The sequence below is a fragment of the Actinosynnema sp. NPDC037264 genome, from assembly GCF_055603705.1.
The window spans coordinates 1-13459 of sequence record NZ_JBVJVK010000065.1; the positions used below are offsets into that span (position 1 = coordinate 1).

Annotated in this window: 17 protein-coding genes; 11 read left to right on the forward strand and 6 right to left on the reverse strand. The window is 72.9% G+C overall.

Annotated features, from left to right (window positions below; all coding sequences use genetic code 11):
- Positions 1–654: 654 nt before the first annotated feature.
- On the forward strand, positions 655–1797 hold the full coding sequence (locus ACZ7GX_RS38630) for a carboxylate-amine ligase (RefSeq protein ID WP_498784493.1): 1143 nt from the start codon (positions 655–657) through the stop codon (positions 1795–1797).
- A 39-nt stretch (positions 1798–1836) separates the two neighbouring features.
- Here the strand turns inward: ACZ7GX_RS38630 and ACZ7GX_RS38635 are convergent, their stop codons facing one another.
- On the reverse strand, positions 1837–2181 hold the full coding sequence (locus tag ACZ7GX_RS38635) for a hypothetical protein (protein WP_498784495.1): 345 nt from the start codon (positions 2179–2181) through the stop codon (positions 1837–1839).
- 152 nt (positions 2182–2333) lie between these two features.
- On the opposite strand from ACZ7GX_RS38635, the gene ACZ7GX_RS38640 reads away from it, so the two are divergent.
- Positions 2334–2738: an ATP-binding protein gene (locus ACZ7GX_RS38640; RefSeq protein WP_498784497.1), complete on the forward strand. Its 405-nt coding sequence runs from the start codon at positions 2334–2336 to the stop codon at positions 2736–2738.
- Positions 2739–2740: 2 nt separating this feature from the next.
- On the opposite strand, the gene ACZ7GX_RS38645 is transcribed toward ACZ7GX_RS38640, so the two are convergent.
- Positions 2741–2986, reverse strand: a complete 246-nt coding sequence (locus ACZ7GX_RS38645; protein ID WP_498784499.1) for a three-helix bundle dimerization domain-containing protein — start codon at positions 2984–2986, stop codon at positions 2741–2743.
- A gap of 157 nt (positions 2987–3143) precedes the next feature.
- On the opposite strand from ACZ7GX_RS38645, the gene ACZ7GX_RS38650 reads away from it, so the two are divergent.
- Complete coding sequence (locus ACZ7GX_RS38650; protein WP_498784501.1) at positions 3144–3683, forward strand: nuclear transport factor 2 family protein; 540 nt, start codon at positions 3144–3146, stop codon at positions 3681–3683.
- Between the two features lie 9 nt (positions 3684–3692).
- Here the strand turns inward: ACZ7GX_RS38650 and ACZ7GX_RS38655 are convergent, their stop codons facing one another.
- From ACZ7GX_RS38655 to ACZ7GX_RS38665, 3 genes are all read right to left on the reverse strand, one after another.
- On the reverse strand, positions 3693–4085 hold the full coding sequence (locus tag ACZ7GX_RS38655; protein WP_498784503.1) for a hypothetical protein: 393 nt from the start codon (positions 4083–4085) through the stop codon (positions 3693–3695).
- A 164-nt stretch (positions 4086–4249) separates the two neighbouring features.
- Positions 4250–5572, reverse strand: a complete 1323-nt coding sequence (locus tag ACZ7GX_RS38660; RefSeq protein WP_498784505.1) for a pectate lyase — start codon at positions 5570–5572, stop codon at positions 4250–4252.
- Between the two features lie 328 nt (positions 5573–5900).
- Positions 5901–6059: a hypothetical protein gene (locus ACZ7GX_RS38665; RefSeq protein WP_498784507.1), complete on the reverse strand. Its 159-nt coding sequence runs from the start codon at positions 6057–6059 to the stop codon at positions 5901–5903.
- A gap of 68 nt (positions 6060–6127) precedes the next feature.
- On the opposite strand from ACZ7GX_RS38665, the gene ACZ7GX_RS38670 reads away from it, so the two are divergent.
- The 5 genes from ACZ7GX_RS38670 to ACZ7GX_RS38690 all read left to right on the forward strand — a co-directional run bounded on the left by ACZ7GX_RS38670 (position 6128) and on the right by ACZ7GX_RS38690 (position 10120).
- Positions 6128–6571 carry an RrF2 family transcriptional regulator gene (locus ACZ7GX_RS38670; RefSeq protein ID WP_498784509.1) on the forward strand — a complete coding sequence of 148 codons (444 nt, stop codon included), beginning with the start codon at positions 6128–6130 and terminating at the stop codon, positions 6569–6571.
- A complete protein-coding gene (locus tag ACZ7GX_RS38675; protein ID WP_498784511.1) occupies positions 6568–6999 on the forward strand; it encodes a group III truncated hemoglobin in 432 nt (143 codons plus the stop codon). The genes ACZ7GX_RS38670 and ACZ7GX_RS38675 overlap by 4 nt, the downstream gene beginning before the upstream one ends.
- Before the next feature lie 49 nt (positions 7000–7048).
- Positions 7049–8572, forward strand: a complete 1524-nt coding sequence (locus ACZ7GX_RS38680; protein WP_498784513.1) for a PucR family transcriptional regulator — start codon at positions 7049–7051, stop codon at positions 8570–8572.
- Positions 8573–8687: 115 nt separating this feature from the next.
- Complete coding sequence (locus tag ACZ7GX_RS38685) at positions 8688–9947, forward strand: NAD(P)/FAD-dependent oxidoreductase (protein WP_498784515.1); 1260 nt, start codon at positions 8688–8690, stop codon at positions 9945–9947.
- An 8-nt stretch (positions 9948–9955) separates the two neighbouring features.
- Positions 9956–10120 carry a hypothetical protein gene (locus ACZ7GX_RS38690; protein WP_498784518.1) on the forward strand — a complete coding sequence of 55 codons (165 nt, stop codon included), beginning with the start codon at positions 9956–9958 and terminating at the stop codon, positions 10118–10120.
- Positions 10121–10192: 72 nt separating this feature from the next.
- Here ACZ7GX_RS38690 and ACZ7GX_RS38695 read toward each other — a convergent pair whose 3' ends face one another.
- Positions 10193–10390 carry a hypothetical protein gene (locus ACZ7GX_RS38695; RefSeq protein WP_498784519.1) on the reverse strand — a complete coding sequence of 66 codons (198 nt, stop codon included), beginning with the start codon at positions 10388–10390 and terminating at the stop codon, positions 10193–10195.
- Between the two features lie 152 nt (positions 10391–10542).
- Here ACZ7GX_RS38695 and ACZ7GX_RS38700 point away from each other — a divergent pair, with 152 nt between their 5' ends.
- The 3 genes from ACZ7GX_RS38700 to ACZ7GX_RS38710 all read left to right on the forward strand — a co-directional run bounded on the left by ACZ7GX_RS38700 (position 10543) and on the right by ACZ7GX_RS38710 (position 13392).
- Positions 10543–11391, forward strand: a complete 849-nt coding sequence (locus ACZ7GX_RS38700; protein ID WP_498784521.1) for an MEDS domain-containing protein — start codon at positions 10543–10545, stop codon at positions 11389–11391.
- Positions 11388–12326 (forward strand): anti-sigma factor RsbA family regulatory protein, encoded by a 939-nt coding sequence (locus ACZ7GX_RS38705; protein WP_498784523.1) that lies wholly within the window; start codon positions 11388–11390, stop codon positions 12324–12326. Before ACZ7GX_RS38700 ends, ACZ7GX_RS38705 begins: the two co-directional genes overlap by 4 nt.
- A 136-nt stretch (positions 12327–12462) precedes the next feature.
- A complete protein-coding gene (locus ACZ7GX_RS38710; RefSeq protein WP_498784525.1) occupies positions 12463–13392 on the forward strand; it encodes a methanogen output domain 1-containing protein in 930 nt (309 codons plus the stop codon).
- The last annotated feature ends 67 nt before the right edge of the window (positions 13393–13459 follow it).

Below are 13459 nucleotides of genomic sequence, written 5' to 3' on the forward strand. Positions count from 1 at the left end.
CGCCACCACATCACCCGACGCCGCCGCGGTCGCGGTCGTCGACCGCGCCACCGCCGTCAACGTCCCGGCCAGCGCCAACGTCGCTATCGCCAACACGAGCACCGCCGCGCGGACTCTCAAGCGGCCTGAACTGATGATCACCAGGGCTCTCCTTTGAGACAGGGTGGTGGGCAACACGGACCGATGACCGAAACAGTGACCTAAAGTTTCGATCTGCTCCACGAAACATGTCAATGCTCCGGATGCCCGGATACCCCTGGTCAGTCTCAGTTGGCGATTGCCGCAAACCGCACAGACCTGCGCCTTACTTGACCGAGAAAGTCATCACCCAGGAGCGTGGAGCAGAAAGTTTCAATGCTCCACGCGGGGCCAATCCCGCCCAGGGCGACGGGTCCATCGACTCCGACTGCGGCTGGCTCCCCGACTGGCACTGGCACGACAAGGCCGGCGACACGACGAAGCGCCGGGTCCGCGTACTGGACTCCGGCGCTCACCACTCTCTTCGGCACCACAGCCCGTTGACTTGAGCGGTCCAGCGGCAGTTCACCCGATCGGACCATCAAGCCAGGCCTCGTGACCCGTCCGCCCGGACGGGTTGACGCGTCCGACCGGGGGTATCCCGACAGCCCTGGCCGAACAGCCATCGGAGGCGCGATGGGCAGTCTGGCGGACGGCGCGGCCCCCACGCTCGGCGTCGAGGAGGAGTTCCTGCTGGTCGACGCACGGACGGGTGAGCCCGCGCCGCACGGCGCCGAGGTGGTGGACGCGGCCAGGCGGCGGTTCGGCGTCGAACTCGACGTCGAACTCACCGAAGCCCAGGTGGAGACCCGCACCCCGGTGTGCCACGACGTCGCCGACGTGCGCCGGCAGCTGCACGGCCTGCGGCTGGTCGCCGTCGAGACCGCCCAAGCCCTGGGCCACCGGCTGCTGGCGGTCGGCGTGCCGCCGGTGGGCGGACCGGTCGGCTCGACCACCGACCGCGACCGCTACCGCGGGCTCACCGAGGACTACCGGCAGCTCGCCGCCGAGCAGTCCATCTGCGGCTGCCACGTGCACGTCGCCGTGCCGGACCCGGAAACGGCCGTGCAGGTGTGCAACCACCTGCGGCCGTGGTTGCCGGTGCTCGGGGCGGTGACCGCGAACTCGCCCTTCGCCCACGGCGTCGACACCGGCTACGCGAGCTGGCGCGCGATGGTGTGGTCGCGATGGCCGAGCGCCGGTCCGCCGCCGTACTTCGAGTCGGCGGCGCACTACGAGTCCACCTGCGACATGCTGCTCGCCGCCGGCACGGCCCGGGACCGGCGGATGATCTACTGGGACGTCCGGCCCTCCGCCCACCTGCCGACCGTGGAAGTGCGGGTCGCCGACGTCGCGGCCACCGTGGACGAGGCCGTGCTGCTGGCCGCCCTGGTGCACGCCCTCGTCCGCACGGCGCTGGCCGACCTCCGGCGGGGGCTGCGGGCTTCGCCCGTGCCCACGGAGGTGTTGCGCGCCGCCACCTGGCGGGCCGCGCGCGACGGCATCACCGGCCTGTCGCTGGACGTGCTGTCCGGCCGCCTCGTGCCCGCACGCCTGCTGCTCGACCGGCTCCTGCACCGCGTCGGCGACCAGCTCGACGACGCCGGTCTCGTGCGCGAACTGGTGTCCACCCTGGACCGGGACGGCGGCGGCGCGGACCGGCAGCGGCGCGCCTTCGCCCGTGCGGGACGGATGTCCGACGTGCTGGAGCAGCTGGCGCGCGACACCCTGTCCGGCTCGGAGACGTGGCCCGGCGGGCCGTTCCGGCTGACCGCGTGAGCTGACCGCATGAGCTGAGCACGTGAGCCGACCGCGTGATCAGCCGTCGGTCGGCCCCGCCCGGGCGAGGCGGAACAACGCGGTGCGGCCGGCGAGCAGGAAGACGCGAGCGGCCTGGACGTCGCCACCGGCGGCCTGGTCGCCGGCGTCGCGCAGGAAGCCCAGCGTGGCCGACACCGGGCCGTTCGGCGTCCGCGTCGCCAGTTCCTGCAGGCGATCCCGCACCGGGGCGGTGGCGGCGGCGAACCCGGCGAGCACGCGGACGATCTCCTGCCGGGCGTCGGCGTGGTGAGGATCCAGGCGCAGCACGGCCTGCACGGCCGCGTCCACCGCCACGCGCAGCACCGCCACCGGATCGTCCACCGGAACCTTTTCCTCTGTCACGGAAAGCAAGGGTAGATCACGATCCGTAGCGCGGCATGTGCTCAGCGCACCGGCCGGACACGATGTGTGCACGCCGGGGCGGCGGGGTACCCCACCGGGCCGAGGCCGCTGTGACCAGGCAGAGCGGCCGAGTGGCCTGGGGGGACGCTCACATGACGTCATCGGAGAACGCGCTCGCCGCCAGAATCAGCGTCGACCTGACCATGCCGGTCCCGCCGCTGGCGCAGATCCGGCAGTGGCTGGCCACCGTCCTGTCCGAGCTGACCGAGGACTTGTTGCAGGACTTGATGTTGATCTGCACGGAGCTGGTGTCCAACGCCTACGACCACGCGTGCGCGCCACGCAGGCTGCGCGTGCACCGAGCGCGTGATCGGGACGCCCTGCGGATCGAGGTGGACGACGGCAGCCCCGAGCACGTCCCGGTGGTCGGCACGTCGCGCCTCGGCGCGTTCCGCGGCCGGGGTCTGATCATGGTCGACCACCTGTCGAGGCGCCGCTGGGGCACGTACCTCGGCGCCGACGTCAAGACGGTGTGGGCCGAGCTGCCCCTGTCGTGACGTCAGGTCACCTGGAGGTTCCGCTGAGCGGACCGGGCGGCCAGGATCGGCAGGAAGTTGGGGAACTTGGCCTTGTCGGCGAGCCGCTGGTAGGCGTCGGACACGGCCGCGCGCACGACGTGGTAGTCGACCTTGCCGCCGAGCCGCCTGCTGACCTCCTCCGCGGCGTGGTCCAGCTGCGCTTCGACGTCGGCGCGCAGGGTGCGGGGGTCACGGACCAGGTGGCCTTCGAGCCGTTCAGCCGTCATGGCGTTCCTCCGTCGCGGCACGGTGGTGTTCACCCTACAACTCCGAATCGGCGAGGGGCCCGGTCGCGAAACCCGCGTCGGCGTCGGGAGTCATGCGTTCTGGTCATGGCAGCGGGTCTTGGACGCCGCCGCGCCCGCCGCGCGACGATCGCCGACCATGAGCGAGAGAACAGCTGACCGACTGACCCGTCGGACGGTGCTCGTCGGCGCGAGCGCCTCGATCGGCTCGGCGTTGGCGAGCGGGCAGGCGGCCGCGGCGCCGGCGGCCGACCAGGACCCGATCGCGGTCACCGTCCAGATGGCCGTCCGGTTCGACCTGAAGCAGTGGGACCTGCTGCAGGAGGTGTTCGCCGCACGGGTGTGGGTCGACTACACCGGCCTGGTCGGCGGCGAACCCGGCGCGGTGGCCGCGACCGACTTGGTGGCGGGCCGGCGCGCGAACCTCGGCCACCTGTCGGCGACCCAGCACCTGCTCGGCAACCAGACCGCGCACGTCGAGGGCGCGCGGGCCACCGTCACCGCGGACTTCCAGGCCGCGCACCGGGACGGTCCGCTGGCGGGTGGCCGGCTCTACACGCTGGGCGGCCGGTACGACTACCGGCTCGTGCGCACCGGTCGCGGCCGGCGGATCGGCGCGGTGACCATGGTCCCCGTCTGGGAGCACGGCGACCGGACCGTCATCGGCCTGCCGGCGTGACGGTCGCCGTCAGAAGTCGTCGGTCGCGGTCAGCTCGTGCTCGAACGCGTCGGCGGCGGTGACCAGCAGCATCAGCGGGCGTTCGAACTCCTCCCGCACGCTGAGGTCCTCCAGCGGCACGGTGTGCTTGAGCAGCGCGACGTCGTCCACCACGGCGGCGCCGCCGACGGCCGACGTGCCCGCGAGCACGAGCAGCCGCTTCAGGTCGATCGCGTCGGCGCGGCCGACGGGCGAGGAGATCTCCACCCACGCCACGCCGTCCGACTCCGGCACGTGGTGCACGGAGACCTGCTGGGTCCGGCTCTCGCCGAGGTCGAGCCGGAAGCGCAGCCAGCTGTCGGTCTCCTCCAACACCTCGTAGCGCGTCCGGACGTAGTTGATCACGTCGATCCAGCTGGTCACCGTAGTTGCCCCTCGCCCCGCTCACGCCAAGCCGCCCGGTCGTCCCACACCGTAGCCGAACTCGACCGCGACGCCGGGGAACCGGGCGATACCGCCGCGGGCCGAACGGGATCGAGGCCGCGACCCGGTGGGCCGCGACCTCGATCCGTGCCGTGCGGACGTCGTTAACGCTGGGTGATGTCCGACGCGGAGTAGAAGCAGTTCTTGCCGTCCGCGCCCTCACCGATCTTCTTCGGCTCGGAGCCCTTCGGCACGCCCTGGTACTTCTCGCAGATCGTGGTGTCGCCGTACACGGTGATCCGGGTGAAGCGGGCCGTGTCGCCCCAGTTGGTGTTGATGCCGGCCAGCACGCTGGTGTTGCGCGCCGTCACGCCGTCCATCACCACGTGCCGCTGGTAGGACGTGGCGCAGTTGCCGCACGCCCGGTACAGCTTGCCCGCGCCGTCGACCTGGAAGTTGCGGATGGTCAACGTGCCCGCCCCGTTGTGCTGGAACACCTTGTCCGACGCCTTGCGCGCGCCGCCGCCGTCGATCAGGTAGGTCGCCGAGGAGCTGGAGGCCTTGAACGTCGCCGCGTCCTCGCCCACGTCGTTCCACCACACGTTGCGGATGGTGCAGGAGCCCTCGCAGTGGATGCCGTCGCCGGCCGGGGCGTCGATGAACAGGTTCTCGATCGTGCCGCCGTTGGCCACCACGAACATCGGGTCCTGGCTCTCGCCCTGACCACCGTCGCCGATGCCGTAGTACTTCTTCATCCCACCGTTGAAGTACGTGCCCACGTTGCGCGTCGTGGTCTGGTGCACGCTGCCGGTGTCGCTCGGCCACGGGCCGCTGCCGTCGCCACCGCCGGGGTTGCCCGTGGTGGCGGTCGTCGTGGTCCTGGTGGTCGTGGAGGTCGACGTGGACGTCGGGCCGCCGCTCGTCGGCGTGAACGTCCACTGCTTGGTGGCCACGCTGTCGCAGGAGTTCTGCTGCACCGGCGCGCCGGCGGCGGTGGAGTTGTCCTTGGTGTTCATGCACTTGCCGCCGTTGGTGTTGACCACGCGGTAGTTGCTGCCGCTCGCGGTCAACGACCAGGTCTGGCTCGCGGCGCCCGTGCAGCTCTGCTGCTGGATCGCCTTGCCCGCGCTGGTCGACGCGTCCTGGACGCCGACGCACAGGCCGCTGGAGACCGACGTGATCCGGAAGCCGCCGCTGACCGCCGCCAACGTCCACTGCTGGCTGCCGGCGCTGCCGCACGACGCCTGCTGGAGCTGGACGCCACTGGCCGCGCTGGCGTTGGGCACGTCGAGGCACTGCCCGCTGCCCGCGTTCTTGATGGTGTAGGTGCCCGCCCCGACGGCCGCCTGCGCGGTCGTGGCGGTCGACCACATCGTGAAGGTGGCGGCCAGTGCCGTGGCCGCCGCCGCGGCGGCCAGACCCGTCCGCCATCGTGCGCCACGCGGTGGCGCGGGCCGCGTGGATCGACGGTGATCCGCTGTGCTCATGAACTACTCCACTTCTCACTTCACGGGACGCCGAGGTCGGCGGCCAGTCATTCGAAAGCGCCGTTTCCCGCACTTGGACAAGCGTGGCGGCAATGAGGGAAACCGCTTTCCAGCGGGATGTTAGAGGCCACCCGACGGCAGGTCAACGACGGTTTTCCCGAGGATTGGGCGCGCAGGTGTCGAATACCGTCGAACGCCGAGGTGATGGACGGTTCCGGCGCTCAACCCCACCGGTCCGTCAAATACGGGCGGTCATATTCGTGAACAGAATCGCCCGGCCCGGGTCACACTCGTGAACAAAAGGACAGGCAATGAACCAATAAGGAAATCAGCGCTCGCCTTCGCGCTCGGGCAGTTCCGCGCCGCACCGGTCGCACGCGGAAGACACCGGCCCCTCGGCCATCGAGCCGCACTCCGGGCACACGAGGGACAACCAGCACACGGGGTCCCCCGCCGGCTCCGGCACGCCGTTCTCGTCCGACTCCACCGTCGCTCCCGACCTGGCCCGACCCGAAACAGGAACCGAGAATACCGCTTTTGCTACCGTTGCCGACCATGCACCTCATCCGGTCCACGGACATCGCGCTGCGCGTGGTGATGCTCCTGGCGACCGACGGCGGTCGGCTCACCGTCGACCAGCTCGCCGACGCGCTGGACGTGCCGCGCCACCACATGGCCAAGGTCGTGCAGCGCTTGCAGCGGCACGGTTTCGCGACCACCGCGCGTGGCCGGACCGGAGGGGTCGGGGTGCCGGCCGCGACGCTGGACGCCTCGGTCGGCGCCGTCGTGCGCGCGTTGGAGGGCGACCGCGAGGTGGTGGACTGCGACGGACCCCCGTGCCCGTTGCGCGGCGGCTGCCACCTGCGCGGCGCGCTGCGCGCGGCCCAACTCGCGTTCCTCGCCGTGCTGGACGACGTGACCGTGCGGGCGCTGGTGAGCGAACCGGCGGGCCCCGTGCTGCTCGACCTGGTGCCGCGGCGTCCGGGCTCGACACCGTGACGGCGGCCAGGGACCTGACCGGCCGGGAGGACGCGCTGGCCGTGGTGACCGAGTTCTACCGGCGGGCGTTCGACGACGGGCTGCTCGGCCCGGTCTTCCGCGACGTGGCCCGGCTCGACCTCGCCACCCACCTGCCCGTGATCGCCGACTTCTGGGACACGGTGCTGTTCCGCGCCGGAACGTACCGCCGGAACCTGCTGCGCGTGCACCTCGACCTGCACGAGCGCTCCCCCTTGACGACGGCGCACTTCACCCGGTGGCTGGCGTTGTGGGCCGACACCGTCGACGAGCTGTTCGCGGGTGAGAAGGCGGACCTGGCGAAGTCGCAGGCGGAGCGGATCGCCTGGTCCATGATCCGCAGGCTGCGCCGCGAGGACGCGAGCGAGCTGGTCACCATCCGGCGGCGGGACGAGGTCGAGGAGCGCTGACGCGACCGGCGGTTACGGTGTGCTGTCGGCTCCGAACAGAGGTTTGCCCATGATCAGGTTGGACCGCCTGGTGAACGTGCTGGGTGGCTACGGCGTGCGGTTGGCGTGCTGCCCCGTGCCCCGGTCGACGCAGTTGCGCAGCGTGGTGATGCGCGAGGCCAGTGACGCGCGGGCGGTCGGCGGCGACGTGTTCCTGGCCGTCGGCGCCGAGTCGGTGGCCCAGGCCGTGGGGTGGGCGGTGGCGGCGAAGGCGGCCGTGGTGCTGCTGCACGGTGACGCCGAGCGCGAGGCGGCCACGATCGGCGCGGCGGAGGGCGTCGCGGTGATGCTGGTCGACCCGGCCGTGTCGTGGAGCCAGCTGGCCGGTGTGGTCTACGGGCTGGTGCTGGAGGGCCGGGAGACGGAGTCGGGCCGCGGGCCGACGGACCTGTTCGCGCTGGCCGACAGCCTCGCGGGCGCGGTCGGCGGCTCGGTGACCATCGAGGACCGGCTCTCCCACGTGCTGGCGTACTCCAGCTCGCAGCAGGGCGCCGACCCGGCCCGGCTGGAGACGATCCTGGGCCGCCAGGCGCCGCCGCGGCTGCGGGAGGCGTTCGAGCGGCGCGGCGTGTTCTCCTACCTCGCCGCTTACGACGAGCCGCTGTTCGTCGAGGCGGACCCGGAGCACGGCCTGACCGGGCGGATGGTCGTGGCCGTGCGGGCGGGCCGCGAGGTGCTGGGTTCGGTGTGGGTGACGTGCGGTGTGCCGTTGACCGGGGTCCGCTGCACGGCGCTGGCCGACGGCGCCCGCACGGTGGCGTTGCACCTGCTGCGCTCCCGGGCCAGCGCCGACCTGGAGCGCCAGGTGGAGTCCGACCTGGTGATCCGGCTGCTGGAGGGCACGGCGGACGCGGCGACGGTGGTCAGCAGGCTCGGGTTGCCGCAGGGGCCGTTGCGGGTCATCGCGGTCCGCGCGCACATCGCCGACGAGCGGCACGCCGCGCTGTTGCTGGCCTTCGAACGCGCCACGACCGGTTTCGGCTGGTCGCGGCCCGGCCGCAGCACGCTGTCGGGCAACACGCTCTACACCGTGCTGCCGGGCGAGCAGGTGACCGCGGCCCGCGAGTGGGTGGCCCTGCTGCGGGCCGCGCTGCCGGACCGGGTGACGGTGACCGCCGGTATCGGCGCGACCGCCGCGGCGGCCGACCTGCCCGCGAGCAGGCAGGAGGCCGACGAGTGCCTGGCGCTGCACGAGGCGCGCACGCCGGAGGCCGTGCCGCCCGCGTACGACGAGTCGTGGGACGACATCCTGCTGCAACGCCTGCGCGCCGCCGCACGGGCGGGCCGGACCCCGGCGCGGGGACCGGTCGCCGAGCTGCGCCGCCACGACGACGACCACGCCACCCACTACGTGCCGACCCTGCGCGCGTGGCTGGAGGCGCAGGGCGACCTCGCGCGAGCGGGCGAACGGCTCGGCGTGCACCCCAACACCATCCGCTACCGGCTGCGCAAGATGGTCGAGGTGACGCCGCTGGACCTGGACGACCCGCGCAAGCGGCTGGCGATGATCATCGACCTGGCCGCGACGGAGTAGCTGTCGATTCCCGACAAGATCGCGTGCTCGAATTGTCGGCAACCGACAACGGCCTGGTGGGACGTCCGGGCGATGCTGGGTTCGACAGCAGTTCCGCTCGGGTGTGGAGGTGGTCATGGTCGACGTCGGGCGCAGTGCCGGCGGGCCGAGGTCCGCGGTCGTGGTCGGCGCGGGCATCGTCGGCCTGTCGACCGCGTGGTTCCTGCAGGAGCGCGGCGTCGAGGTGACCGTGGTGGACCGCACCGGGGTGGCCGCGGGCGCGTCGTGGGGCAACGCCGGGTGGCTCTCGCCGGGCCTGACGATCCCGCTCAACGAGCCGTCCGTGCTCCGCTACGGCCTGCGGTCGGTGCTGAACCCGACCGCGCCGCTGCACATCCCGCTGTCCGTCGACCCGGGCCTGTGGTCGTTCCTGGCGCGGTTCGCGGCGAACTGCCGGTGGTCGTCCTGGACGCGGGCGGTGCGCGCGAACCGGGCGCTCAACGCGGAGTGCGTCGAGGCGTTCGACGTGCTGACCGCCAACGGCGTCGAGGCGCCGACGATCGCCGCGCCGATCACCGCCGGGTTCGAGGACGACCGGCAGGCCGAGGGGCTGCGGCACGAGCTGCGGCGGATGGCCGACGCGGGCCAGCCGGTCGAGCACGCCGACCTCGATCGCGACGAGCTGCGCGAGCTGGTGCCGCTGGCGTCGGGAGCCCTGACGACCGGCGTGCGGATCGACGGCCAGCGACACCTCGACCCCGGTGGTTTCGTGCACGCGCTGGCCCGGTCGGTGCAGGCGCGCGGTGCGGCGTTCCGCGTGCTGGAGACCGTCGACGTCCACTCCACCGGCCAGGGCGTCACGGTGCGCACCCGTGGCGGCGAGTCGCTGTCGGCCGACGTCGCGGTCGTCGCCACCGGCGCGTGGCTGTCCCGGCTCGCGGCCAGGTGGGGTGTGCGCGTCCCGGTGCGCGCGGGCCGCGGCTACTCGTTCACCGTGCCCGTCGACCGCCCGGTGCCCGGCCCCGTCTACCTGCCCGCCGCACGGGTGGCGTGCACGCCCTACCAGGGAGCGCTCCGGGTCGCGGGCACGATGGAGTTCCGGGACCCGGACGCGCCCGGTGTGGTGGCACGGCTGGAGGCGATCATCGCCTCGGTCCGCCCGCTGCTCGACGGCGTGCGCTGGGCGGAGCGCCGTGACGTGTGGGTCGGCCCGCGTCCGATCACCCCCGACGGTCGGCCGCTGATCGGCGAGGTGCTCGCCCGCGGTGTGTACGTCGCCGGCGGGCACGGCATGTGGGGTCTGGCCCACGGCCCGGTCACCGGCAGGCTGCTCGCCGACCAGATCACCACCGGCAAGCAGCCGGACGCGTTGCGCCCGTTCGACCCGCTGCGCTGAGCGCCCGCATGGACGGCAACCGCGACCCGCTCTCCCCCGACGAGCGGGCCGAGCTGCACTGGCTGCGCGCCGAGAACGCGTTGCTGCGCGTGCAGCTCGACATCCTGACGCACGTCGCCACCGGCTACGCCCACGACGTCGACGCGATCCTCCGCCTGCGCGCGCACGGCTGATCGCCACGAGCCAACCACCCCGTCCGGGGAGCCGGCGCCGCTGCACCACCCGGCACCGCGGACACCCCGCCGTCAGGGCGGCCCACCCTCCCGCCGGCCGCCCTGACGGCACCCACCCACGAAGGCCACCATGACCGACACCGGCCGATCCGGCTGACGTCGCACGCCCACGAACACCTCCGGGCGGAACTGGCCGAGCCGAGCCGCAGCGCGGTCGTCGGCGAGGACCCGCCCGACGACGGCACCGCCGAACCAGGGCACGGCGCTCACCCGGCGAACGGCGCACCTACCGCGTGCCCGACGGCAGCACCGTCGGCGTCACGCTCCTCGACGTCCGTTCCGGGTGGACGCCGGCGTTCCTCCGCACGCACCAGTGCCACCTGGCAGATGTCGTGCTCCGGCCGCACCGCTAAGTTGGTCGCATGCGCAGTTCGGGCCTTGTGCTGCACACCCGGGACCTGGGGCGTCACGACCACGTGTGCTGGTCGTACGACGACCGTGCGGACGTCGGCCTGCGCGTGGCCGAGTTCCTCCTCGACGGCCTCACGCGGGGGCAGCAGGTCCTGTACGTCGGCCACGGGGACGCCGAGGGACTGGTCGACGCGGTGCACCGGGTCGACGGGATCGAGGCGGCGTTGGCCACCGGCGCGGCGCGGGTCACCTCGCTGGACGCGCTCTACCCCGGTGGCGGGCTCGTCGACCCGGAAGTCCAGCTCCGGGCCTACTCGGCGGCCACCGAACAGGCCGTGGCGGCCGGGTACCGGGGGCTCCGGGTCGCCGCCGAGGCCACGCCGCTGGTGCGCGGCCGAGCCCAGCTGACCGCGTTCCTGCACTACGAGCACCTGGTCGACCAGTACATGGCCGGGCACCCGTTCTCCGCCCTGTGCGCCTACGACCGGACGCGGCTCAGCGAGCAGGCGCTGGAGCAGTTGGCCAGCGTGCACCCGAGCGCCAACCTGCCGGGTGTCGGGTTCCGGCTGCACGCCTCGGCCAGACCGGGCCACAGCGCCGAACTCAGCGGGGAGATCGACATGTTCAACCGGGAGGTGCTGGAGCAGGTGCTCGACCGGGCCCGCCCGCCCACGCGTGACGGGCGGCTCGTGCTCGACGGCTCCGATCTGACGTTCATCGACCACCGCGGCCTGATCGGCCTGGACGAGTACGCCCGCAGCCGGGGCACCACGCTGGTCCTGCGCACCGAGTTCCCCGGTGCGGCGCGGATCGCGGGCCTGCTCGACCTGCCCGGCGTCCGCGTGGAGCCGGTCCCGTGAACGCCACCGACACCCGGCCGGATCCCCGGTTCGTCCACCCCGCCCTGTTCTACCGCTCCGACGCGGAGTACCTGGCGGCCCTCGTCCCGTTCGTCACCGAGGGCCTGGCCCGCGAGCAACCGGTCGCGGTGGCCGTCCCCGGCGAGCGGCTGGACCTGCTGCGCGACGCCTTGGGCGACACCGCCCGCCACGTGACGATGCTCGACATGGCCGAGGAGGGCCGCAACCCCGGCCGGATCATCGCCAGGGTGCTGCGCGGGTTCGCCGACGCCCGGGCCGGCGGCCACGTGCGCATCGTCGGCGAGCCGATCTGGGCGAGCCGATCGGATGCGGAGTACCCCGCGTGCGCGCAGCACGAAGCGCTGATCAACGCCGCGTTCACCGGCCGTGACGTCACGATCCTCTGCCCTTACGACACCTCCGCGCTGGACGCCACGGCGATCGCGGACGCGAGGCAGACCCACCCGGTGGTCTGGGAGGCCGACCGGCGGTACGCCAGCGACCAGTACGCCCCGGACCGCGTGGTCGCCCGCTACAACGCGCCGCTGCCCGACGCCGCCGACCGCGCGTTCCCGGTCAGCCGACCCGCCGACGTGTCCCCGGCCCGCCGGTTCGCCGCGGATCGCGCCCGCCGGGCCGGCCTGCCCGAGGAACGGCTGGCCGACCTCGAACTCATCGCGGGCGAACTCGTCACCAACAGCCTCCAGCACACCTCCGGCCCGTGCCGGCTCGGCGTCTGGGCCGAGGACGGCCACCTGGTGTGCGAGGTCCGCGACGGCGGCCGGCTGACCGACCCGCTCGCCGGCCGTCGGCCACCGGAGGCCGGTCGGGCGTCCGGGCTCGGCCTGCTGCTCGTCAACGACCTCGCCGACCTCGTGCGCGTCCACACCAGCGCGGACGGCACCACCGTGCGCGTGCTGCTGCGCCTGCGGTAGTGGTCAGCCGCTTGTCGGCTGACACCCGGCCGGCGACGGATTATCGTCTGGTGCCGTGCGCCCCGCGTCCCGCGGGACGCCGACAACGGAAGACGTGCGGCCTGTGGACTGGTTCCTGGACAGACACGACCGGCGGGTGCCATCCGCACTGCGCCGCGACATCCGGGACTACCTGGCCCGGCACGCGGAGGCCGGACCCGAGCAGCTCGCCGACGCCGAGCTGATCGCGCAGGAGATGCTGGCCAACGCCATCGACCACAGCGACGGCCCGATCTGGGTGTCGTTGGAGTGGTCCCAGGCCCACCCGGTGCTGACCGTGCGGGACATGGGCGCCACCTTCGCCCTGCCCGACCACGTCCCGGACACCGCGCAGCCCCGCGGCCGCGGGCTCTGGCTGATCTCCCAGCTCGCGCCGGAGTTCACCGTCGCCGCACGCCGGGTCGGCAAGGCCGTCGAATCCGTCCTGCCGGTCACCCGCCCGGTCGAACCGCTCGACCCGCCCCGGCACACCGTCAACCCGCTGCCGCACCTGTCCGAAGCCGGTCCGAGCGGTGGCTTCGGCCGGGAGAGCTTCCTGCGCGCGTTGGTCGTCCAGCTCGCCAACGCCGTCGAGGCGCAGCAGGGACCGGAGGCCGCGCAACGCGCCATCGCCCAGGTCGCCGTCGACATCGGCGGCCAGGTGGAGCTGGAGTTCCGGCAGGCCACCGGCACCACCGACGCCTCGCTGTCGGCACAGCGGATCGCCGACTGCGTGATCCGGCTCAAGGCCGCGATCGGTGGGACCTTCCGCGTGGTCGACGTGACCGACGAGCGGATCGTGCTGGTCAACGGTCAGTGCCCGTTCGGCCCCGAGGTGCGGCAGTCGCCGTCGCTGTGCCGCATGACCACCGCCGTGTTCGGCGGGATCGCCGCCCGCAACACCGGCCGCGCCGCCGTCACGCTCGAAGAGCGCATCGCGGTGGGCGACCCCGGCTGCCGGGTCGTGATCCACCTGGGCGACTCGGCGGCCACCGCTTCCCGGGCCCACCACTACACGGCCGCGCCGCCGTTCACAGCAGGGCGTTGAGCAGCACGGTCAGCAGCACCGACACCAGGATCGACACCACGAGCATCGTCAGGCAACCGGAACGACC